Genomic DNA, 19,225 nt, shown 5'->3' with positions numbered 1-19,225 from the left:
GGTGAGGGACAACGAGTTCCGTTCTTTGAATCCCATCACAATCACCGCACTCCCCTTTTCCCTTTTTCTCCGCGACGGCTAAATTAGTAACTCATCCGACCACATAACAATAATTTTACATTGGAAGCCACTATGAGCCGCTATCCGTCGCTTTTCGCCCCGCTTGAGCTGGGCTTCACAACGCTCAAAAACCGCGTGTTGATGGGCTCAATGCACACCGGGCTGGAAGAGCTGCCGGACGGCGCGCAGCGGCTGGCGGCCTTTTACGCCGAACGCGCCCGTCACGGCGTGGCGCTGATCGTCACCGGCGGCATCGCTCCGGCGCCCTCTGGCGTCACCATGGCCGGCGGCGCGGTACTCAACGATGCCAGCCATCTGGCGCACCATCGCCATATTACCGACGCGGTACATCAGGAAGGCGGCAAAATCGCTCTGCAGATCCTGCACACCGGCCGTTACAGCTACCAGCCCGCGCTGGTGGCCCCCTCGGCGCTACAGGCGCCGATCAACCGTTTTACCCCCCATGAACTGAGCCACGATGAGATCCTGACGCTGATCGATGATTTTGCCCACTGCGCCCAGCTGGCGCGCGAAGCGGGCTATGACGGCGTCGAGGTGATGGGCTCTGAGGGCTATCTGATTAACGAATTTCTCGCCGCGCGCACCAACCAGCGCGACGACCAATGGGGCGGCGATTATGCCAGGCGCATGCGTTTCGCCGTAGAGGTGGTTAAGGCGGTGCGCCAGCGCGCCGGCCACGATTTCATTATCATTTACCGTCTGTCGATGCTCGATCTGGTCAACGACGGCAGCACGCTGGCGGAAGTCACTGAACTGGCCAAAGCGATTGAAGCGGCGGGAGCGACCATCATCAACACCGGGATTGGCTGGCACGAAGCGCGCATCCCGACCATCGCCACGCCGGTACCGCGCGGAGCTTTCAGCTGGGTCACCCGCAAGCTGAAGGGCGCGGTGTCGATCCCGTTGATCACCACCAACCGCATCAACGATCCGCAGGTCGCGGAGGATATTCTCGCCCGCGGCGATGCCGATATGGTATCGATGGCCCGCCCGTTCCTCGCCGACGCCGAATTTATGTCGAAAGCGCAGCGCGATCGCGCCAGGGAGATCAATACCTGCATCGGTTGCAACCAGGCGTGTCTCGATCGGATCTTCGCCGGCAAAATCACCTCTTGTCTGGTCAACCCGCGCGCCTGTCATGAAACCCTGATGCCGGTCCTGCCTGCCAACGCGCCTAAACGGCTGGCGGTGGTCGGCGCCGGGCCGGCCGGTCTGGCCTTCTCCGTTAACGCCGCCGCCCGCGGTCATCACGTCACGTTGTTTGATGCGCTCCCGGAGATCGGCGGTCAGTTTAATATCGCCAAACAGATCCCCGGCAAAGAGGAGTTTCACGAGACGCTGCGTTACTACCGCACCATGCTCGATCTTCATGGTGTCGATCTACGCCTGAACACCCGCGTCACGACAGACGATCTGCTGGCGTTCGATGAGACGATCCTCGCCACCGGTATCGCCCCGCGCCTGCCGGCGATCGATGGGATCGATCATCCAAAAGTGCTGAGCTACCTTGATGTCTTGCGCGATAAAGCGCCGGTTGGCGCGAAGGTGGCGATTATCGGCTGCGGCGGCATCGGCTTCGACACCGCGATGTTTTTAAGCCAGTCGGGCGCGGCCACCAGCCAGGATATCGGCGAGTTCTGCCGCGAATGGGGTATCGATACCAGCCTGCAAACGGCGGGAGGGCTGAGTGCTGAAGGCCCGCAACTGAGTAAAAGCCCGCGACAGATTGTGATGCTGCAGCGCAAAGCCAGCAAACCGGGCGAAGGGCTCGGCAAAACCACCGGCTGGATCCACCGCGCGACGCTGCTGGCGCGCGGGGTGAAAATGATCCCGGCGGTCAGCTATGAAAAGATCGATGATGAAGGGTTACATGTCACTATCGGCGGCGAGCGCCAACTGCTGGCGGTCGATCAGGTGGTGATCTGCGCCGGTCAGGAGCCGCGCCGCGAGCTGGCGGATCCGCTGCGCGCGGCGGGGAAAACGGTGCATCTCATCGGCGGTTGCGACGTGGCGGCGGAGCTGGATGCGCGTCGGGCGATTGCCCAGGGCACTAAACTGGCGCTGGCGATTTAGCCCTGTCCCGGGGGCGGCGCGATGCGCCTTCCCCGGGCTACCACGATAATCCCGCACGCTAGCCCGGCTAAGGCGACAGCCGCGAGCCGGGGGAAACCGCGACAAGAATCAGCGCTGCTTACGCACCTTCGTTGCTTTCAAAATGACAAACTTATTGTTCGTCGCAATCGTCGTGCAATTACCAAACGCACGCTTCAGCTTACGGAAGTAATCGAGGTGGCGGTTGCCGACGACGTACAGCTCGCCGCCGTATTTCAGGCTGCGGCGGGCATCGTTAAACATCTGCCAGGCGATATGGTCGGTAATAGCGTGCTGCTGATGGAACGGCGGATTACACAGAATCGCCGTAAAGCGGTCGGGCTCAATGCCGGAGAGCGAGTTGTTGACCATAAATTCACAGCGTGCGATATCGTCCGGCAGATTGCGCTCGACGTTCAACCGGCTGGAAGCCACCGCCATGTGCGACTCATCGGTAAACATGACCCGCGCGTTCGGGTTTTGCGCCAGCGCCTGCAGGCCAATCACCCCGTTGCCGCAGCCGAGATCGGCGATCTCGCCTTCTAGATCAGACGGTAAATGCTGCAAGAAGAAACGCGCGCCGATATCCAGCCCGCTGCGGGCAAAAACGTTGGCGTGGTTATGGATGGTCCACGGCGTGCCGTCCAGCTTCCAGCTGTAGGTTTGCGGCGCATCGGCAAGCTCAGGAGCGGTGAAAACGCAGTGGATCAGACGCGCTTTTTTCCACGCCAGCGAGGTGGTGGTGGTGCCGAGGATTTTTTCAAACAGCGCCAGCGTCGAGTTGTGCACATCACGGGCTTTCGCCGCGGCGATGATGCGGGTTTCCGGCGTAACTACTTCGCGCAGGGCGCGCAGCTGCTGTTCCAGCAGCGCCAGCTGTTTTGGCACCTTAATCAGCACCAGCGCCGGCGCGGCCGGTAGCGGGCTCAGGCTATCCTGAAAGCGCACGCTCTCTTCATCGATACCGTTCATCCGCAGGTTGTGGCGGGTCGCCAGCTCGGAAATAAAGGAGTCGTTGATACTGACCGGGTTGCGCTCCGCCAGCGCGCAGGCGAGCGCGCCGAAGCCGTCGTTGAAGATGAGCGTCAGGCCGTCGACGTCATTCACCTGTTGCAGCAGATATTCATCCGCCGCTTCCCATGCCTGAAGCGCTTCTTCTTCAGCGTTAGGTGGGAACCGCTCTAATGTGAATAACTCACCGTTTAACTCTGCCTGGCTCATCGCCTCTCCGCCTCCGGAATAGTAAAACCCGCGAGTTTATACGCAAATCCTGTCCAGTTGAAGAGAGATCGCTGATCATCGCCGCTCAGCGTAGATCGCCCTCGTCATCGGCTCGCAGCAGCGTTATCGACGCGCGAGCGCCGGGCATCAGCTGCTGCAGATAACCTACCAGCCGCTCTCCCGCCTCATGCAGGGCCGACAACGGCATCGCCGGCAGGCTTTCGAGAATAAACCACATCGTCTGCGCGCCGCTGTCCAGCCGGGTGCGCACGCCCTGTCGCCAGTTCCAGCGTCGGCAGGTTACGCCTATATCATCCCGCCAGATGACTTCGCCCGGCTCCGGATATTCCACTACCGGCTCTGCCGATTTTAGCGTATCGAATGGCTCATCGCCGCGGGCAATGGCCAGCCGCGGTTCGCCACGGTAGGCGGCCAGATTTTCCCCACCGACCGGGACGGCATAGCGAATGCTGATCGCGTTGTAGATATCCACCACCGGATCGATGGCCGGCAGGCTCCCCTCTTTCAGCACCCGCTTGCGCAGCGCCTGCGCCGAACAGGGGGTACGTTTCGCCTTCGCGCCGAAGGCGCTGAACGCTTCATCCCATGCCGCCAGGTGCGCTTGCGCCCAGGGCACATCATCCTGCTGCACCGCCAGGCAGGCCTCGGCCAGCGCCTGCTCCGCGACGGCGGGATCGGCCACCGGCGCGCTCTCCACCACAATACTTAATGCCCGAAAGCCCGGCGCCAGGCGGCTGACCGCAGATTCGATTGACGGCGTTACGCTACGCATTCGATAATCCTGTAATGACCAATTTGTTTCATCATAGTGACCAATGAACGTAAAAGTCAATATAACGACCGATTCAGGATCTGATGTCGACCAGGTAAGTCGCGCCGTCGCCACGCGGCTGAAGGCCTACCGTAAAGCGAAAAAAATGTCGCTGGACGAGCTGTCGCGCCGGGCCAGCATCAGCAAAGGTATGCTGGTCGAGATGGAAAAAGAGGCCGCCAATCCCAGCATTGCGATCCTCTGCAAACTCGCCGCCGCGCTGGGCGTATCGGTAGCGGATATTGTCAATGTGGCAAGCGAACCCGCGTTGCATATTATTCCCGCCGAGCAGATCCCCACCCTCTGGCAAGGCCCGCTGGGGGGCAGCGCCAGGCTCCTCGCCGGCACCGCCGGGCCGAATATGATTGAGCTGTGGCGCTGGGATATGCAGCCCGGCGAAGCCTTTACCTCGCCCGGCCACCCGGCAACAACCTTCGAGCTGCTGCACGTGGAAGCCGGCGCGCTGACGCTGACGCTTGGCGAGACCTGCCGCACGGTGGCGGCCGGGGAATCGGCGGTGGCCCGCACCGAAATAGAGCACGGTTACCGCAATGAGGGTACCGCGCCGCTGGTCTTTACCATGACCGTGGCTGAACTGCCCTCCTGACAGACATAATGATAAGACGATGACAAAACTCATTTATTTACAGGGCTATCCTGAATCGCTGCTGGCGCAGGTGACCACGTTAATCGAGCAAGACCGCCTCGGCGAGGTGCTGCAAAAGCGCTATCCGCAAGGGCACGACGTTAACAACGATAAAGCGCTGTATCAGTACACCCAGGACTTGAAAAACCGCTTTCTGCGCGGCGCGGCGCCGATCAACAAAGTGATGTATGACAGTAAGATCCACGTGCTGAACAATGCGCTCGGCCTGCATACCGCCATTTCCCGCGTGCAGGGCGGTAAGCTGAAAGCTAAAGCGGAAATTCGCGTGGCGACGGTATTTCGCGACGCGCCGGAAGCCTTTCTGCGGATGATCGTGGTTCATGAACTGGCGCATCTGAAAGAGAAGGATCACAACAAGGCTTTTTATCAGCTGTGCTGCCATATGGAGCCGCAGTACCACCAGCTGGAGTTCGACACCCGCCTGTGGCTGACGCACCTTTCGTTAAATCGTTCTGCGTAGTGACGCACTGGTTTTGTCATGACGGCATGATAGAGTGGCGGCAGGTTCCCTTTAACGGAGTTCGTCAACGTTTATGATACGTTTCGCAGTTGTTGGCACAAACTGGATCACCAAGCAGTTTGTCGATGCCGCCCATGAAACCGGCAAATATAAACTTACCGCCATCTACTCCCGCAGCCTCGAACAGGCGCAAGCCTTCGCCAAAGACTATCCGGTCGAGCATCTGTTTACCTCGCTCGATGAACTGGCACAGAGCCCTGACGTTGACGCGGTCTATATTGCCAGCCCGAACTCGCTGCACTTTCCGCAGACCCGGCTGTTCCTGAGCCATAAGAAGCACGTCATTTGCGAAAAGCCGCTGGCGTCGAACCTGCAGGAAGTCGAGGCGGCGATAGCGCTGGCGAAAGAAAATAACGTGGTGCTGTTTGAAGCCTTTAAAACCGCCAGTCTGCCTAACTTTCTCCTACTGAAAGAAACGCTCGCTAAAGTGGGCAAACTACGCAAAGCCTTTATCAACTACTGTCAGTACTCCTCGCGCTATCAGCGCTACCTTGACGGCGAAAACCCCAACACCTTTAACCCGGCGTTCTCTAACGGTTCGATTATGGATATCGGCTTCTATTGCCTGGCGTCCGCTGTGGCGCTGTGGGGCGAGCCGCAGGCCGTTCTTGCCACCGCCAGCCTGCTGGACAGCGGCGTAGACGCCCAGGGCACCGTGGTGCTGAGCTATGGCGACTTCGACGTGACGCTGCATCACTCCAAAGTTAGCGATTCCGCGATCCCCAGTGAAATTCAGGGCGAAGACGGCGCGTTAGTGATCGAAAAAATCTCCGAATGTCAGAAGCTGGCGTTTGTGCCGCGCGGCGGTAAAGCCCAGGACCTGACGCAGCCCCAGCACATTAATACCATGCTGTATGAGGCGGAGACCTTTGCGCGGCTGGTGGAGACACAGGATGTGGATCACCCGGGCCTGGCGGTGAGCCGGATCACCGCCAAACTGTCCAGCGAAATTCGTCGCCAGACCGGGGTGATCTTCCCGGCCGATACGCAGCCGCTGGCGTAAAAGAGTGTAAAGGCCCGACCGGCCGCCATTGACGAAAACCGCCCTGTGACATATTTTGTTACGTGCAAAGGGGAGTAACTTCCTTGCCGGTGGATCGTCATTACGATGCGTGCAATACCGCATCCGGTCGCCGGGCAATAACCAAAGCCCATCGCGATGTACTTTGGTTGTTGTAAGTGAGACCTTGCCGGAAGGCGAGGTCTATGCATAAAAGCGCAGCGGCTGCCGTCTTCCGACGTCAGCCGTTTTGTTTTTATGTAAGGAATATCAAATGAATACTGTCGGCACGCCGTTGCTATGGGGTGGATTCGCTGTCGTTGTCGCGATCATGTTGGCAATCGACCTGCTGCTTCAGGGACGACGCGGTTCGCATAGCATGACCATGAAACAGGCCGCTGGCTGGTCAATCCTCTGGGTCACGCTTTCTCTGCTGTTCAACGCCGCCTTCTGGTGGTATCTGGTGCAAACCCAGGGCCGGGCCGTCGCCGATCCGCAGGCCTTAGCCTTCCTCACCGGTTATCTGATTGAAAAAGCGCTGGCGGTCGATAACGTCTTCGTCTGGTTGATGCTGTTCAGCTATTTCGCCGTACCGCCTGCTCTGCAGCGCCGGGTGTTGGTGTATGGCGTACTGGGCGCGATCGTTCTGCGTACCATTATGATCTTCGCCGGCAGCTGGCTGATTTCGCAGTTCGACTGGCTGCTGTACGTCTTTGGCGCCTTCCTGCTGTTTACCGGCGTGAAGATGGCGCTGGCGAAAGAGGACGACTCCGGCATCGGCGATAAACCGCTGGTGCGCTGGATCCGCAGCCATCTGCGGATGACCGATAAAATCGAGAGCGAGCGCTTCTTCACCCGTAAAAACGGGGTGCTGTTCGCCACCCCGCTGCTGCTGGTGCTGATTCTGGTGGAACTGAGCGACGTGATTTTCGCCGTCGACAGTATCCCGGCAATCTTCGCGGTCACCACCGATCCGTTTATCGTGCTGACCTCGAACCTGTTCGCCATCCTCGGCCTGCGCGCCATGTACTTCCTGCTGGCGGGGGTCGCTGAGCGCTTCTCGATGCTCAAATACGGTCTGTCGGTGATCCTGGTGTTTATTGGCGTGAAGATGCTGATCGTCGACTTCTACCATATCCCGGTTGCCATCTCGCTGGGCGTGGTGGGCGGCATCCTGGCCGTCACGCTGCTGATTAACGCCTGGGTCAACAGGCAGCACGACAAGCAGCGCAAACTGCCAGAGTAATCTGCTACCGCGCCGTCGGCCCTCGCTGGCGGCGCGGTAATCAGCTATAGCAGACGTTCTCGTAACGAGAATACCTGCTCATGTCACAATTATGTTGCTACGCAGTTAAAAAATAAGATCCATATTAAAATCACAGTATTTTACGCTTCCCGCCAGTCTTTCTTTCCGTATACTCGACTATGCAAACATCTACTTACATCCTGACATAAACGTAAAAAATAATACGTGGCTGGGATGGCTTGCTACATCACTGGAAGGAATGAATTATGACAACACGCACTCCCTCATCAGGGTGGCTCTCCCGCCTGGCGCAAGGCAGCCTGGTGAAACAAATTTTAATCGGCCTGGTGCTTGGCGTACTGTTGGCGCTGGTCTCTAAGCCTGCGGCTATCGCCGTCGGTCTGCTGGGGACCCTGTTCGTCGGCGCGTTAAAAGCGGTAGCGCCGGTGCTGGTATTGATGCTTGTCATGGCCTCGATCGCCAACCATCAGCACGGACAAAAAACCAGTATACGCCCCATTCTGTTTCTCTATCTGCTGGGCACCTTTAGCGCGGCGCTGACCGCGGTGTTGTTCAGTTTTCTCTTTCCCTCGACCCTGCACTTAACCACCGCCGCCGACAGCATCACGCCGCCGTCGGGGATTGTTGAGGTGCTGCGCGGCCTGCTGATGAGCATGGTGTCCAACCCGATCGACGCTCTGCTGAACGCCAACTATATCGGCATTCTGGTGTGGGCGGTGGGGCTTGGCTTCGCCCTGCGTCATGGTAACGACACCACCAAAAACCTGATCAACGACGTCTCCCACGCGGTGACCTTTATCGTTAAAGTGGTGATCCGCTTTGCGCCGCTGGGGATCTTCGGCCTGGTATCTTCCACCCTGGCGACCACCGGTTTCGAGACCCTGTGGGGCTATGCCCAGCTGCTGCTGGTGCTGGTGGGCTGTATGCTGCTGGTAGCGCTGGTGATTAATCCGCTGCTGGTGTTCTGGAAGATCCGCCGCAACCCCTATCCGCTGGTGCTCACCTGCCTGCGCGAAAGCGGCGTTTACGCGTTCTTCACCCGCAGCTCCGCCGCCAACATTCCAGTGAATATGGCGCTGTGCGAGAAGCTGAATCTGGATCGCGACACCTATTCGGTCTCTATTCCACTGGGGGCGACCATTAATATGGCTGGCGCGGCAATCACCATCACCGTGCTGACGCTGGCGGCGGTGCATACGCTGAATATTCCGGTGGATCTGCCGACGGCGCTGCTGCTGAGCGTGGTCGCTTCGCTGTGCGCCTGCGGCGCCTCCGGCGTGGCGGGCGGCTCGCTGCTGCTGATCCCGCTGGCCTGTAATATGTTTGGGATCCCGAACGATGTGGCGATGCAAGTGGTTGCCGTTGGCTTTATTATCGGCGTGCTGCAGGACTCCTGCGAAACCGCGCTGAACTCCTCCACCGACGCCCTGTTTACCGCCGCGGCCTGCATGGCGGAAGACGACCAGCTGGCGAAAAACGCCCTGCGCGGATAACGCCTTTCCCCTCCGCTATCGGGCGGAGGGGCTCTCTTCCTGTACTGCGTTTTCAACCTTAAACGGATCGATACCGCGCTTTTGCATCCGGCGGAAGCGAATGATGTTCAGCCCGTTGACGATCAGGAAACTGCCTTCTATCAGCGTCCCGCCAATGGAACCCAACCACAGATTATGCGTGACCCAGCAGGCGGTGGAGCACCACATCACGCAGCGGACGGTTAGCCCTTTGCAGCGAAACAGCGCCCAGGTGCTGGCGACGGTGCCAATGATCGGCAACAGCTCCATGGCATGCTGCAGTTTACCCAGGCCGAGAATCAACGTCAGGAGGATAAAGACTGTCATCACCCACAGACTACGGGTGCGTAAGGAAATGACCGTGCGAAGCGCATTGAGCCCGGCGCTCATTCCAGCCGGCCCGGCGCCCATCAGGAAAAAATGAACGCCGATAATAGCGCTATAGACCGCCAGCTGTAGCCTGAAACGGCGTTCATCGCGGTTGATAAAGGTGGTAATGCCGATAAGAAAGGCGATGACGCCGACCCCCTGGGCCAGCCAATACGCGGTCATGTAAGCTCCCTGACTGAAAAAAACAAACGGCGCTTCACTGGCTGAAACGCCGCTGTTACGAGCCCGATGGCGCTACGCTATCAGGCCGATACACAAACCAAGCCTCTGGGCGCCAACGCAAATACGCCTTTACAGGGTAACACCGCTTTTAAAGATGGCCAGCTCGCGGAAGTCATTCTGCTCATTACAGGTCGGTTTACCGTTGGCGAAGGCTACAATGGCATCCACAAACTCTTCCAGCAGCTGCGGCATCGTTTTGCCGTGGAGCAGCTGCCCGGCATCAAAGTCGATCCAATGCTTTTTCTTCGCCGCCAGCTCGCTATTGGTGGCGATCTTCACCGTTGGCACAAAGCCGCCGTACGGCGTGCCGCGACCGGTGCTGAACAGCACCATATGGCAGCCGGCGCCGGCCAGCGCGCTGGTGGCGACCGCGTCGTTGCCCGGCGCGCTCAGTAAATTCAGACCATGAACCTTCAGGCGCTCGCCGTAGCGCAGAACATCCACCACCTGGCTGGAGCCCGCTTTCTGAGTACAGCCCAGCGACTTATCTTCGAGGGTAGTGATCCCTCCGGCCTTATTACCCGGCGAGGGGTTTTCGTAAATAGGCTGGTCGTGAGCAATAAAGTACTGCTTAAAGTCATTGACCATGGTCACCAGCTTGTCGAAGGTCGCTTCGTCGCGGCAGTGGCTCATCAACAACTGTTCAGCGCCGAACATCTCCGGCACTTCGGTCAGCACGGTAGTGCCGCCGTTGGCGATCACATAGTCTGAGAAGCGGCCCAGCATCGGATTAGCGGTAATGCCCGACAGGCCGTCCGATCCCCCGCACTCGAGGCCAAACTTCAGCTCGCTGAGCTTGCCCGGCTGGCGTTTATCCTGACGCATCACTTCATACAGCTGATGCAGATGCTCAACCCCCGCCTCCACTTCATCGTCCTGATGCTGGCAAACCATAAAGTGCACGCGCTGCGGGTCAAACTCGCCCAGCGTCTCGCGAAAGGCCTCCACCTGGTTGTTTTCACAGCCAAGGCCAACCACCAGCACCGCCCCGGCGTTCGGGTGACGAACCATATTTTGCAGCATGGTGCGAGTGTTGATGTGATCGTCCCCAAGCTGCGAGCAGCCATAGGTGTGGCTGAAGAGATGTACCCCATCAATATCCTCAGCGCCATACGTCTCTTTCAGGAAACGGTTCTGCATTTGTCTGGCCATCGCGTTGACGCAGCCGACGGTCGGCAGGATCCACAGCTCATTGCGCACGCCGACGTCACCGTTGGCGCGACGATAAATCTGTACTTCGCGATCCGCAGGCTGTGGCGGTTGGGCAACCAGGTCCGGTTGATAGCGATACGCGTCAAGGTCGCTGAGATTGGTGCGCGTATTGTGCGCATGAACATGCTCGCCCGGCGCGATATCCGCCAGCGCATGGCCAATCGGCAACCCGTACTTAACGACGTTTTCCCCTTTCGCGATAGCGCGCAGTGCAAACTTGTGGCCGCGAACGATATCCTGGCCGAGGGTGACCGAGTCATTATCAATCGTCACCACGCTACCGGCAGCGATATCCGTCAGCGCGACCGCGACGTTATCCTGCGAATGGATTTTGATGTATTGCATATCAACCGACCTCTGGCCTTAGTTCAGTTCAATGGCGAAATAGTCACGCGCATTGTTAAAGCAAATGTTTTTCACCATCTCGCCCAGCAGCGCGATATCCGCAGGCGCTTCGCCGGCAGCCACCCAACGGCCGATCATCTGGCACAGAATGCGGCGGAAGTATTCGTGGCGCGTGTAGGAGAGGAAGCTGCGACTGTCGGTCAACATCCCGACGAAGCGGCTCAGCAGCCCGAGCTGCGCCAGCTGGGTCATCTGCCGCTCCATACCGTCTTTCTGATCGTTGAACCACCAGCCGGAGCCGAACTGCATCTTGCCTGGCATGCCTTCACCCTGGAAGTTACCGATCATGGTGCCCAGCACTTCGTTATCACGCGGGTTCAGGCAGTAGAGAATCGTTTTCGGCAGCAGGTTTTCTTCGTTCTGCTTGCTCAGCAGCTTAGACAGCTCTTCCGCCATCGGACGATCGTTGATCGAGTCGAAGCCGACGTCTGGCCCTAACAGTTTGAACTGACGGAGGTTGTTGTTACGCAGCGCGCCAATGTGGTACTGCTGGACCCAGCCGCGACGGGCATACTCTGCGCCGAGGAACACCAGCACCGCGGTTTTGAACTGCGCCACTTCGTGTTCGCTAAGGGTCTCGCCAGCCAGGCGGCGCGCCAGAATGTCATCCAGCTCGGCGTCGGTCGCTTCGGCAAACAGCACCACGTCCAGCGCATGATCGGAGACTTTGCAGCCGTGTGCGGCAAAATGATCCAGACGTTTGGTCAGGGCGCTTTGCAGGTCAGCGAAGCGGCGAATATCGGTATCGGATACCTCGCCCAGCTTAGCCATATAATCATTGAAGGTCGCCAACTCGATGTTGAAGGCTTTATCCGGGCGCCAGCTCGGCAGCACTTTGATGTCAAAGGAGTTGTCTTTGGCGACAGCCGCGTGGTGCTCAAGAGAATCAATCGGATCGTCGGTGGTACCGACCATCTTCACATTCATCTGCTTCATGATTCCGCGGGCGGAGAAGGCATCCTGAGCCAGCAAATCATTACACTGGTCCCAGATCTCATCGGCGGTGGATGGCGACAACAGCTTACCTGTAATACCAAAAGGTCGACGCAGCTCTAAATGGGTCCAGTGGTATAACGGGTTGCCAATAGTGTGCGGAACCGTGGCCGCCCAGGCGTCAAATTTCTCGCGATCGGACGCATCACCGGTACACAGACGCTCCGGCACGCCGTTAGTGCGCATTGCGCGCCATTTATAGTGATCGCCTTTCAGCCAGATGTCATACAGGTTTTTAAAGCGATAGTTTTCGGCAACCTGCTGCGGCGGAAGGTGGCAGTGGTAGTCGAAAATCGGCTGATCTTTGGCGTAATCATGGTACAGACGGCGGGCAAACTCGGTATCAAGTAGAAAATCTTCAGTCATAAACGATGTCATTCGCGTGTCCTCTTCGCTCCAGTGCGGGAGCCTTTCAGATGATTGACTACAATGCTGACAAAGTTATCACACCAATTTCTACAGACCGAACTGTTTTTCGTGAGTTAGATCAATAAACGTCGATAAAAAAATGACCGCCCTGGAGCAAAACACCTCGCCAGAGCGCGCCATCTCTGGCTTTCCAGGCAAGGGATAAAGACCACACTAACTTTCCCACTTTTGTGACAGCTCTCAACTTTTAAAGTTGTATGACAAGTTATCTTTCTGCCGTCGCAACATATAAACCGACGGAATGCATTACCGGTGCTTATGGCATCGGCTTATACGGAATGGATACCGACTTTCAACATAACAACTGATGGTAAGGTTCAGGCCAGAGGGGACTACCCTCCTGAATCCTCCGTTTCGCTTTCCCGGCCGCTTATTGCGCTCGGTAAAGGCCGCACCTGATGCGGAAAGATAACAGACGATGAGGTTTACATGCGTAAAATTAAAGGGTTACGTTGGTACATGATCGCGCTGGTGACGCTGGGCACCGTGCTGGGCTACCTGACCCGTAACACCGTAGCGGCGGCCGCGCCGACGCTGATGGAAGAGTTACACATTTCGACCCAACAGTACTCCTATATCATTGCAGCCTATTCCGCTGCCTATACCGTTATGCAGCCCGTCGCGGGGTATGTCCTTGATATTCTGGGGACCAAAATTGGCTATGCCTTCTTCGCCATCGCCTGGGCGGTATTCTGCGGCTCAACGGCGCTGGCCGGCAGCTGGGGTGGACTGGCGCTGGCCCGTGGCGCAGTCGGCGCAGCGGAGGCCGCAATGATCCCCGCCGGCCTGAAGGCCAGCTCAGAGTGGTTCCCGGCAAAAGAGCGCTCTATCGCAGTGGGCTACTTCAACGTGGGTTCCTCTATTGGCGCCATGATCGCGCCGCCGTTGGTGGTGTGGGCGATTGTCATGCACAGCTGGCAGATGGCGTTCATCATCTCCGGGGTATTGAGCTTCGCCTGGGCCATCGCCTGGCTTATCTTCTACAAACACCCGCGCGACCAGAAAAAATTATCTGACGAAGAACGTGACTACATCATTGGCGGTCAGGAGTCTCAGCATCAGACCAATAACGCGAAGAAAATGTCGCCGTGGCAAATCCTGCGCAACCGTCAGTTCTGGGGTATCGCCCTGCCGCGCTTCCTCGCCGAGCCGGCCTGGGGGACCTTTAACGCCTGGATCCCGCTGTTCATGTTCAAAGTTTACGGTTTTAACCTGAAAGAGATCGCCATGTTCGCCTGGATGCCGATGCTGTTCGCCGACCTCGGCTGCATCGTCGGCGGATATCTGCCGCCGCTGTTCCAGCGCTGGTTTGGCGTCAACCTGATCGTGTCGCGTAAAATGGTGGTCACCATGGGCGCCCTGCTGATGATTGGCCCGGGGATGATCGGCCTGTTCACCAGCCCGTACGTGGCGATTGCCCTGCTGTGCATCGGCGGGTTCGCTCACCAGGCGCTGTCCGGGGCGCTGATTACCCTCTCTTCCGACGTCTTTGGCCGTAACGAAGTCGCTACCGCCAACGGTCTGACCGGGATGGCCGCCTGGCTGGCGAGCACCATGTTCGCCCTGGTTGTCGGCGCGCTGGCGGATACCATCGGCTTTAGCCCGCTGTTTGCGGTACTGGCCGTCTTTGACCTGCTGGGCGCGCTGGTTATCTGGACGGTGCTGAAAAACAAACCGGCTGACGATGACTCGACGCCGCTTAGCAGTCGCAAACCGGTCACGCAGAGTTAGATCGAATGGCAAGGTAATCGCCGATCAAGCCGCCTTCTCAGGCGGCTTTTTCATGTCTGCCAGTGGTGGAAAGCGCGTAAAAGTGGTATAACAAATCGAATATTGTCGCCATCTTCCGGGAGCGAATATGGAAATCATTGAACCACGCCGTCTATATCAGCAGCTTGCCGCTGAGCTGAAGACGCGCATCGAACAAGGTGTCTACCTTGTAGGGGATAAGCTGCCCGCCGAGCGCTTCATCGCCGATGAAAAAAACGTCAGCCGCACCGTGGTTCGTGAAGCCATTATCATGCTGGAAGTGGAAGGGTATGTCGAAGTCCGCAAAGGGTCGGGTATCCACGTTATCTCCAACCATCCGAAATACCAGCAGGTGGCCGATGAAAGCCTTGAGTTCGCCAACTATGGCCCCTTTGAACTGCTGCAGGCGCGGCAGCTAATTGAAAGCAATATTGCCGAATTCGCGGCGACTCAGGTGACCAAACAGGACATCATGAAGCTGATGGAGATTCAGGAGAAAGCGCGTAACGAGAAATGTTTCCGCGACTCCGAGTGGGACCTGCAGTTTCACGTCCAGGTGGCGCTGGCGACGCAGAACAGCGCGCTGGCGGCGATCGTGGAAAAGATGTGGACCCAGCGCGTGCATAACCCCTACTGGAAAAAGCTGCATGAGCATATCGACCTGCGTACGGTCGATAACTGGTGCGACGACCACGATCAGATCCTGAAAGCTCTGCTGCGAAAAGATCCCAACGCCGCCAAGCTGGCGATGTGGCAGCATCTGGAAAATACCAAGCAAATGTTGTTCAACGAAACCAGCGATGACTTTGAATTTAATGCCGATCGCTACTTATTTGCCGAAAACCCAGTCGTTCATCTCGATACCGCAGTCAACGGCGCGAAATAAGGCCTTATCCCTCCGGCGCGCCCCCCTGCGCGCCTGTCTGACAGTGAGGCTGGAGTAAGCAAGTCATATATAGTGTCAGCCTGTGTAAATCCTCTCGCCTCCCATCTCCGCAATCAGCAAAATCAACGAGCAACACCTTGCAATTTCTCTGACGGAAAGTCAGGTGATTTGTTACAATTAGATGCATTTTGTCGTTCTGGGGGGTAGGTATTTACTTACTTCAGTCTTATACAGGGAAGCGTTCAGAGCGCCTAAGCAGCGACCATAATCTCATAAAAATCTTGTCGCCCTATATGCCACGCGCTCAGACGTGCCGTTAACCGATGTACCAGGAATCGTGAATGGAACTATTTACCCAGTTATTGAATGCCTTGTGGGCTCAGGATTACGAAACGCTCGCGAATCCCTCCATGATAGGCATGCTGTATTTTGTCTTGTTTATGATTTTGTTCCTTGAGAACGGGTTATTGCCTGCCGCGTTTTTACCGGGGGATAGTCTGCTCGTGCTCGTGGGCGTGCTGATCGCCAAAGGGGCGATGGGTTTTCCGGAAACTTTGCTGCTGCTCACCGCCGCCGCCAGCCTCGGCTGCTGGCTAAGCTATATTCAGGGGCGTTGGCTGGGTAATACGCGGATCGTGCAAAACTGGCTGTCACACCTGCCTTCGCACTATCACCAGCGTGCGCATCACTTGTTTCATAAGCATGGGCTCTCCGCGCTGCTGATCGGCCGCTTTATCGCCTTCGTACGCACGCTGCTGCCCACCATCGCCGGGCTTTCCGGCCTTAATAACGCCCGTTTTCAGTTTTTCAACTGGATGAGCGGCCTGCTGTGGGTGCTCATCCTGACCTCGCTTGGCTATCTGCTGGGTAAAACCCCGGTATTCCTCAAGTATGAAGATCAGCTGATGTCCTGCCTGATGCTCCTGCCGGTTGCCCTGTTGGTCTTCGGACTGATCGGCTCGCTGGTGGTGCTGTGGAAGAAAAAATACAGAAGCCGGGGCTAATGATGGTCATGAAACGCCCTTCCCTGCGCCAGTTCTGCTGGCTGCTGGGTGGTTCTCTTCTGCTCGGCGCCCTGTTCTGGCTTTGGCTGGCGGTGCAGCAGCAGGAGGCCACGCTGGCGATCCGCCCGGTTGGCCAGGGTATCGGAATGCCGGACGGTTTCTCCGTCTGGCATCATCTCGATGCCAACGGCATCCGCTTTAAAAGCATCACGCCACAGAAGGATGGTCTGCTGATTAAGTTCGATTCCACCGCCCAGGGCGCGGCGGCGAAAGAAGTTCTCGGCCGCGCTCTGCCACATGGTTATATTATTGCCCTGCTGGAGGACGATAACTCGCCCACCGCCTGGCTATCCCGCCTGCGCGACGCGCCGCATCGCCTCGGGTAAGCTGCCGCCAGACTGCGTTTTTAACCCAGTCTGGTGGTTTCCCGCATTTGTTACTATGCTTAAACCTGCGGGAATCAACGCATTCACGTTCACCAACGGGAACGGGTATATCCTCCGGGTATCCCCTCAGACAATGGAAGGTACTATCCATGAAACACCGCATCGCTCTGCTTCTGGTCCTGACTTCACTTAGCGCCAGCGCCCTAGCCGCCTCTCCCTGCCAGGAAAAAGAGCAGGATATTCAACGAGAGATCAGCTACGCCGAAAAGCATCATAATCAAAGTCGCATTGATGGGCTAAATACCGCGCTACGTCAGGTTCGGGAAAACTGTAGCGACAGTAAACTCAAAGCCGATCATCAGCAAAAAATTGCCAAACAGCGGGAAGAGATCGCTGAACGTCAGCGCGATCTGCAGGAAGCCCGGAAGAAAGGCGATGCGGACAAAATTAACAAACGCCAGCATAAACTCAATGAAGCGCAACAGGAGTTAAAAACGCTGGAGTCTCGGGATTACTAATCACCATTAACTTTCGCAACACGGACCACGCTACAGGAGAACGACATGGCTAAAGAGAATGTGACTGACGACCTTCGTGCAGAACTGAAAACGCTGGCGGATACCCTGGAGGAAGTACTAAATTCCTCGGCGGACAAGTCGAAAGAAGAGATGGGTAAACTGCGCAGTAAAGCCGAGAGCGCGCTGAAAGAGAGCCGCGCTCGTTTGGGTGAAACCAGCGAAGCGATTCTTCGTCAAACTCGTGAGACCGCCGCGCGAGCGGATGATTATGTTCGCGAAAATCCGTGGACTGGGGTAGGAATTGGCGCCGCCGTCGGGCTGGTGCTGGGTGTCCTGCTGTCGCGTCGCTGATTATGGCGAATACTCAACACACGCAGGGACCGGGTCAGCGCGTTTTCTCCATTGGTCAGCGCATCGTCACGCTGCTGGTCGAAATGGTGGAAACGCGGCTGCGTCTGGTCGTCGTGGAGCTGGAGGAGGAGAAAGCCAACCTCTTCCAGCTGCTGATCATGACCGGACTGACGCTGCTGTTTGCCGCGTTTGGCCTCATGAGTCTGCTGGTGCTGGTTATCTGGGCCGTTGACGCTCAGTACCGCCTGCACGTGATGATCGCCACCACCGTTGTGCTGCTCCTTGCCGCCGCGATCGTGGGTATCCTAACCCTACGTAAGGCGCGCCGCTCCACGCTGCTGCGTCTAACGCGTAAAGAGCTGGAGAACGACCGTGCCCTTCTGGAGGAGGATAAATCGTGAATGGCCGACAGGAGCGTGAACGGCAAAAGACGCAGCTGCTGCGCCAGATCCAGCAGCAACGGCTGGAGCTCAGCGCCTGCCGCCGTCACTGGCACGAGGCGACTGCGCCCCTCGACCGCGGCTGGCATACGCTGCTGAGTTTACGTTCGTGGCTGATGGTTGGCAGCGGTCTGATGGCCGTATGGTCCGTACGACATCCGCATTTTTTAATGCGCTGGACCAAACGCGGACTCGGACTGTGGAGCACCTGGCGCCTGGTGCGCGGGATCCTGCGCCAGTCGGCAGTTCGCTAGCGGCCCTGAGCGTGGGCGCTTTCCCTGGCGCCCACGCTCTGCCATTTCCCTGTCCCTTACTGCACGCTGTTCGCAGCAACATGCGCCTTTTCCGTAGCGCGCCCTTCTCTACGACGCCCTTTACCTTACGCCATACCAGGTCCGGTGGTGGCCCATCGCGTTCGGTACGCTTTCGCCTCCGCGTACTGATTGCTCAGAAACTTTGAAATAGATCTACAGTTTTCCTTGCTAACAATTCCCTCTCCGCCTCGCTACTATCCTCTCCATCGACAGCAACACCGCGTAACTACGCGGGATTGCACTAAAAAACAAAACCGCCGCCCTTTGGGTTTTCTGGAGTAACAAATGAAAAAATTAGAAGATGTTGGTGTATTGGTAGCGCGTATTCTGATGCCGATTCTGTTTATCACTGCAGGATGGGGCAAAATCACCGGTTATGCGGGAACCCAGCAGTATATGGAAGCCATGGGCGTCCCGGGCGCGCTGCTGCCGCTGACCATCCTCCTTGAGTTCGGCGGCGGTCTGGCGATTCTGTTCGGTTTCCTGACCCGGACCACCGCGCTGTTCACTGCGGGCTTTACGCTGCTGACCGCGTTCCTGTTCCATAGCAACTTTGCGGAAGGCGTGAACTCCCTGATGTTCATGAAGAACCTGACCATTGCGGGCGGTTACCTGCTGCTGGCCATTACCGGACCGGGCGCCTTCAGTATTGACCGTGTACTGAATAAGAAATGGTAAGCGCACTATACTGAATGAATGAAAAAAGCGAGGAGACCACTCCTCGCTTTTGCTATCT

The 19,225-nt window shown here is 57.6% G+C and carries 20 protein-coding genes; 15 read left to right on the top strand and 5 right to left on the bottom strand.

All coding sequences use genetic code 11. The annotated features are described in order from the left end of the window. Positions 1 to 132: 132 nt before the first annotated feature. Complete coding sequence (locus tag OHJ17_RS03025) at positions 133 to 2,154, top strand: NADPH-dependent 2,4-dienoyl-CoA reductase (RefSeq protein ID WP_032433601.1); 2,022 nt, start codon at positions 133 to 135, stop codon at positions 2,152 to 2,154. Positions 2,155 to 2,262: 108 nt separating this feature from the next. Here the strand turns inward: OHJ17_RS03025 and rlmG are convergent, their stop codons facing one another. Continuing rightward, complete coding sequence (gene rlmG / locus OHJ17_RS03020) at positions 2,263 to 3,393, bottom strand: 23S rRNA (guanine(1835)-N(2))-methyltransferase RlmG (RefSeq protein WP_002917887.1); 1,131 nt, start codon at positions 3,391 to 3,393, stop codon at positions 2,263 to 2,265. An 85-nt stretch (positions 3,394 to 3,478) separates the two neighbouring features. After that, positions 3,479 to 4,186, bottom strand: coding sequence for a B3/B4 domain-containing protein (locus tag OHJ17_RS03015; RefSeq protein WP_002917889.1), 708 nt, complete (start codon positions 4,184 to 4,186; stop codon positions 3,479 to 3,481). 43 nt (positions 4,187 to 4,229) lie between these two features. Between OHJ17_RS03015 and OHJ17_RS03010 the strand changes: the two genes are divergently transcribed. The 5 genes from OHJ17_RS03010 to sstT all read left to right on the top strand — a co-directional run bounded on the left by OHJ17_RS03010 (position 4,230) and on the right by sstT (position 9,172). After that, the gene (locus tag OHJ17_RS03010; RefSeq protein WP_023158296.1) at positions 4,230 to 4,832 is read left to right on the top strand and encodes a helix-turn-helix domain-containing protein; all 603 of its coding nucleotides are present in this window, start codon (positions 4,230 to 4,232) and stop codon (positions 4,830 to 4,832) included. Positions 4,833 to 4,851: 19 nt separating this feature from the next. After that, positions 4,852 to 5,352, top strand: coding sequence for a M48 metallopeptidase family protein (locus tag OHJ17_RS03005; protein WP_032433604.1), 501 nt, complete (start codon positions 4,852 to 4,854; stop codon positions 5,350 to 5,352). 73 nt (positions 5,353 to 5,425) lie between these two features. Then, the gene (locus tag OHJ17_RS03000) at positions 5,426 to 6,415 is read left to right on the top strand and encodes a Gfo/Idh/MocA family protein (protein WP_004181399.1); all 990 of its coding nucleotides are present in this window, start codon (positions 5,426 to 5,428) and stop codon (positions 6,413 to 6,415) included. A 271-nt stretch (positions 6,416 to 6,686) separates the two neighbouring features. Further along, positions 6,687 to 7,658 carry a TerC family protein gene (locus tag OHJ17_RS02995; protein WP_004144845.1) on the top strand — a complete coding sequence of 324 codons (972 nt, stop codon included), beginning with the start codon at positions 6,687 to 6,689 and terminating at the stop codon, positions 7,656 to 7,658. Positions 7,659 to 7,924: 266 nt separating this feature from the next. Then, on the top strand, positions 7,925 to 9,172 hold the full coding sequence (sstT, locus tag OHJ17_RS02990) for a serine/threonine transporter SstT (protein WP_002917895.1): 1,248 nt from the start codon (positions 7,925 to 7,927) through the stop codon (positions 9,170 to 9,172). Between the two features lie 15 nt (positions 9,173 to 9,187). Here sstT and OHJ17_RS02985 read toward each other — a convergent pair whose 3' ends face one another. The 3 genes from OHJ17_RS02985 to uxaC form a co-directional block, all read right to left on the bottom strand. Continuing rightward, complete coding sequence (locus tag OHJ17_RS02985) at positions 9,188 to 9,742, bottom strand: YgjV family protein (protein ID WP_002917897.1); 555 nt, start codon at positions 9,740 to 9,742, stop codon at positions 9,188 to 9,190. Between the two features lie 129 nt (positions 9,743 to 9,871). Continuing rightward, a complete protein-coding gene (locus OHJ17_RS02980; RefSeq protein ID WP_002917898.1) occupies positions 9,872 to 11,359 on the bottom strand; it encodes a UxaA family hydrolase in 1,488 nt (495 codons plus the stop codon). 18 nt (positions 11,360 to 11,377) lie between these two features. After that, on the bottom strand, positions 11,378 to 12,790 hold the full coding sequence (uxaC, locus tag OHJ17_RS02975; protein ID WP_002917899.1) for a glucuronate isomerase: 1,413 nt from the start codon (positions 12,788 to 12,790) through the stop codon (positions 11,378 to 11,380). Positions 12,791 to 13,270: 480 nt separating this feature from the next. Between uxaC and OHJ17_RS02970 the strand changes: the two genes are divergently transcribed. The 9 genes from OHJ17_RS02970 to OHJ17_RS02930 all read left to right on the top strand — a co-directional run bounded on the left by OHJ17_RS02970 (position 13,271) and on the right by OHJ17_RS02930 (position 19,167). Further along, positions 13,271 to 14,572: an MFS transporter gene (locus OHJ17_RS02970; protein ID WP_002917905.1), complete on the top strand. Its 1,302-nt coding sequence runs from the start codon at positions 13,271 to 13,273 to the stop codon at positions 14,570 to 14,572. 127 nt (positions 14,573 to 14,699) lie between these two features. Continuing rightward, complete coding sequence (exuR, locus tag OHJ17_RS02965) at positions 14,700 to 15,476, top strand: transcriptional regulator ExuR (RefSeq protein WP_002917907.1); 777 nt, start codon at positions 14,700 to 14,702, stop codon at positions 15,474 to 15,476. 341 nt (positions 15,477 to 15,817) lie between these two features. Further along, on the top strand, positions 15,818 to 16,480 hold the full coding sequence (yqjA, locus tag OHJ17_RS02960) for a DedA family general envelope maintenance protein YqjA (protein WP_002917909.1): 663 nt from the start codon (positions 15,818 to 15,820) through the stop codon (positions 16,478 to 16,480). 8 nt (positions 16,481 to 16,488) lie between these two features. Further along, a complete protein-coding gene (mzrA, locus tag OHJ17_RS02955) occupies positions 16,489 to 16,866 on the top strand; it encodes an EnvZ/OmpR regulon moderator MzrA (RefSeq protein WP_072196900.1) in 378 nt (125 codons plus the stop codon). 149 nt (positions 16,867 to 17,015) lie between these two features. Continuing rightward, a complete protein-coding gene (locus OHJ17_RS02950; protein WP_004144860.1) occupies positions 17,016 to 17,384 on the top strand; it encodes a DUF1090 domain-containing protein in 369 nt (122 codons plus the stop codon). Between the two features lie 45 nt (positions 17,385 to 17,429). Further along, positions 17,430 to 17,735, top strand: a complete 306-nt coding sequence (locus OHJ17_RS02945) for an ElaB/YgaM/YqjD family protein (protein WP_002917916.1) — start codon at positions 17,430 to 17,432, stop codon at positions 17,733 to 17,735. A 2-nt stretch (positions 17,736 to 17,737) separates the two neighbouring features. After that, complete coding sequence (locus OHJ17_RS02940) at positions 17,738 to 18,136, top strand: phage holin family protein (RefSeq protein WP_002917917.1); 399 nt, start codon at positions 17,738 to 17,740, stop codon at positions 18,134 to 18,136. Next, positions 18,133 to 18,429: a YqjK-like family protein gene (locus OHJ17_RS02935; protein ID WP_002917918.1), complete on the top strand. Its 297-nt coding sequence runs from the start codon at positions 18,133 to 18,135 to the stop codon at positions 18,427 to 18,429. Before OHJ17_RS02940 ends, OHJ17_RS02935 begins: the two co-directional genes overlap by 4 nt. A 345-nt stretch (positions 18,430 to 18,774) precedes the next feature. Continuing rightward, positions 18,775 to 19,167 carry a DoxX family protein gene (locus tag OHJ17_RS02930; RefSeq protein ID WP_002917920.1) on the top strand — a complete coding sequence of 131 codons (393 nt, stop codon included), beginning with the start codon at positions 18,775 to 18,777 and terminating at the stop codon, positions 19,165 to 19,167. The last annotated feature ends 58 nt before the right edge of the window (positions 19,168 to 19,225 follow it).

Source organism: Klebsiella sp. KP20-425-1 (genome assembly GCF_025813515.1).
Classification (GTDB): Bacteria; Pseudomonadota; Gammaproteobacteria; order Enterobacterales; family Enterobacteriaceae; genus Klebsiella; species Klebsiella pneumoniae.
This window is presented reverse-complemented; position numbering and strand designations above follow the sequence as displayed.

Excerpts from the sequence above, each read along its gene's own strand:
- OHJ17_RS03025 (WP_032433601.1), top strand. The coding sequence starts at position 133 with ATGAGCCGCTATCCGTCGCTTTTCGCCCCGCTTGAGCTGGGCTTCACA.
- rlmG (WP_002917887.1), bottom strand. The coding sequence starts at position 3,393 with ATGAGCCAGGCAGAGTTAAACGGTGAGTTATTCACATTAGAGCGGTTC.
- OHJ17_RS03015 (WP_002917889.1), bottom strand. The coding sequence starts at position 4,186 with ATGCGTAGCGTAACGCCGTCAATCGAATCTGCGGTCAGCCGCCTGGCG.
- OHJ17_RS03010 (WP_023158296.1), top strand. The coding sequence starts at position 4,230 with ATGAACGTAAAAGTCAATATAACGACCGATTCAGGATCTGATGTCGAC.
- OHJ17_RS03005 (WP_032433604.1), top strand. The coding sequence starts at position 4,852 with ATGACAAAACTCATTTATTTACAGGGCTATCCTGAATCGCTGCTGGCG.
- OHJ17_RS03000 (WP_004181399.1), top strand. The coding sequence starts at position 5,426 with ATGATACGTTTCGCAGTTGTTGGCACAAACTGGATCACCAAGCAGTTT.
- OHJ17_RS02995 (WP_004144845.1), top strand. The coding sequence starts at position 6,687 with ATGAATACTGTCGGCACGCCGTTGCTATGGGGTGGATTCGCTGTCGTT.
- sstT (WP_002917895.1), top strand. The coding sequence starts at position 7,925 with ATGACAACACGCACTCCCTCATCAGGGTGGCTCTCCCGCCTGGCGCAA.
- OHJ17_RS02985 (WP_002917897.1), bottom strand. The coding sequence starts at position 9,742 with ATGACCGCGTATTGGCTGGCCCAGGGGGTCGGCGTCATCGCCTTTCTT.
- OHJ17_RS02980 (WP_002917898.1), bottom strand. The coding sequence starts at position 11,359 with ATGCAATACATCAAAATCCATTCGCAGGATAACGTCGCGGTCGCGCTG.
- uxaC (WP_002917899.1), bottom strand. The coding sequence starts at position 12,790 with ATGACATCGTTTATGACTGAAGATTTTCTACTTGATACCGAGTTTGCC.
- OHJ17_RS02970 (WP_002917905.1), top strand. The coding sequence starts at position 13,271 with ATGCGTAAAATTAAAGGGTTACGTTGGTACATGATCGCGCTGGTGACG.
- exuR (WP_002917907.1), top strand. The coding sequence starts at position 14,700 with ATGGAAATCATTGAACCACGCCGTCTATATCAGCAGCTTGCCGCTGAG.
- yqjA (WP_002917909.1), top strand. The coding sequence starts at position 15,818 with ATGGAACTATTTACCCAGTTATTGAATGCCTTGTGGGCTCAGGATTAC.
- mzrA (WP_072196900.1), top strand. The coding sequence starts at position 16,489 with ATGAAACGCCCTTCCCTGCGCCAGTTCTGCTGGCTGCTGGGTGGTTCT.
- OHJ17_RS02950 (WP_004144860.1), top strand. The coding sequence starts at position 17,016 with ATGAAACACCGCATCGCTCTGCTTCTGGTCCTGACTTCACTTAGCGCC.
- OHJ17_RS02945 (WP_002917916.1), top strand. The coding sequence starts at position 17,430 with ATGGCTAAAGAGAATGTGACTGACGACCTTCGTGCAGAACTGAAAACG.
- OHJ17_RS02940 (WP_002917917.1), top strand. The coding sequence starts at position 17,738 with ATGGCGAATACTCAACACACGCAGGGACCGGGTCAGCGCGTTTTCTCC.
- OHJ17_RS02930 (WP_002917920.1), top strand. The coding sequence starts at position 18,775 with ATGAAAAAATTAGAAGATGTTGGTGTATTGGTAGCGCGTATTCTGATG.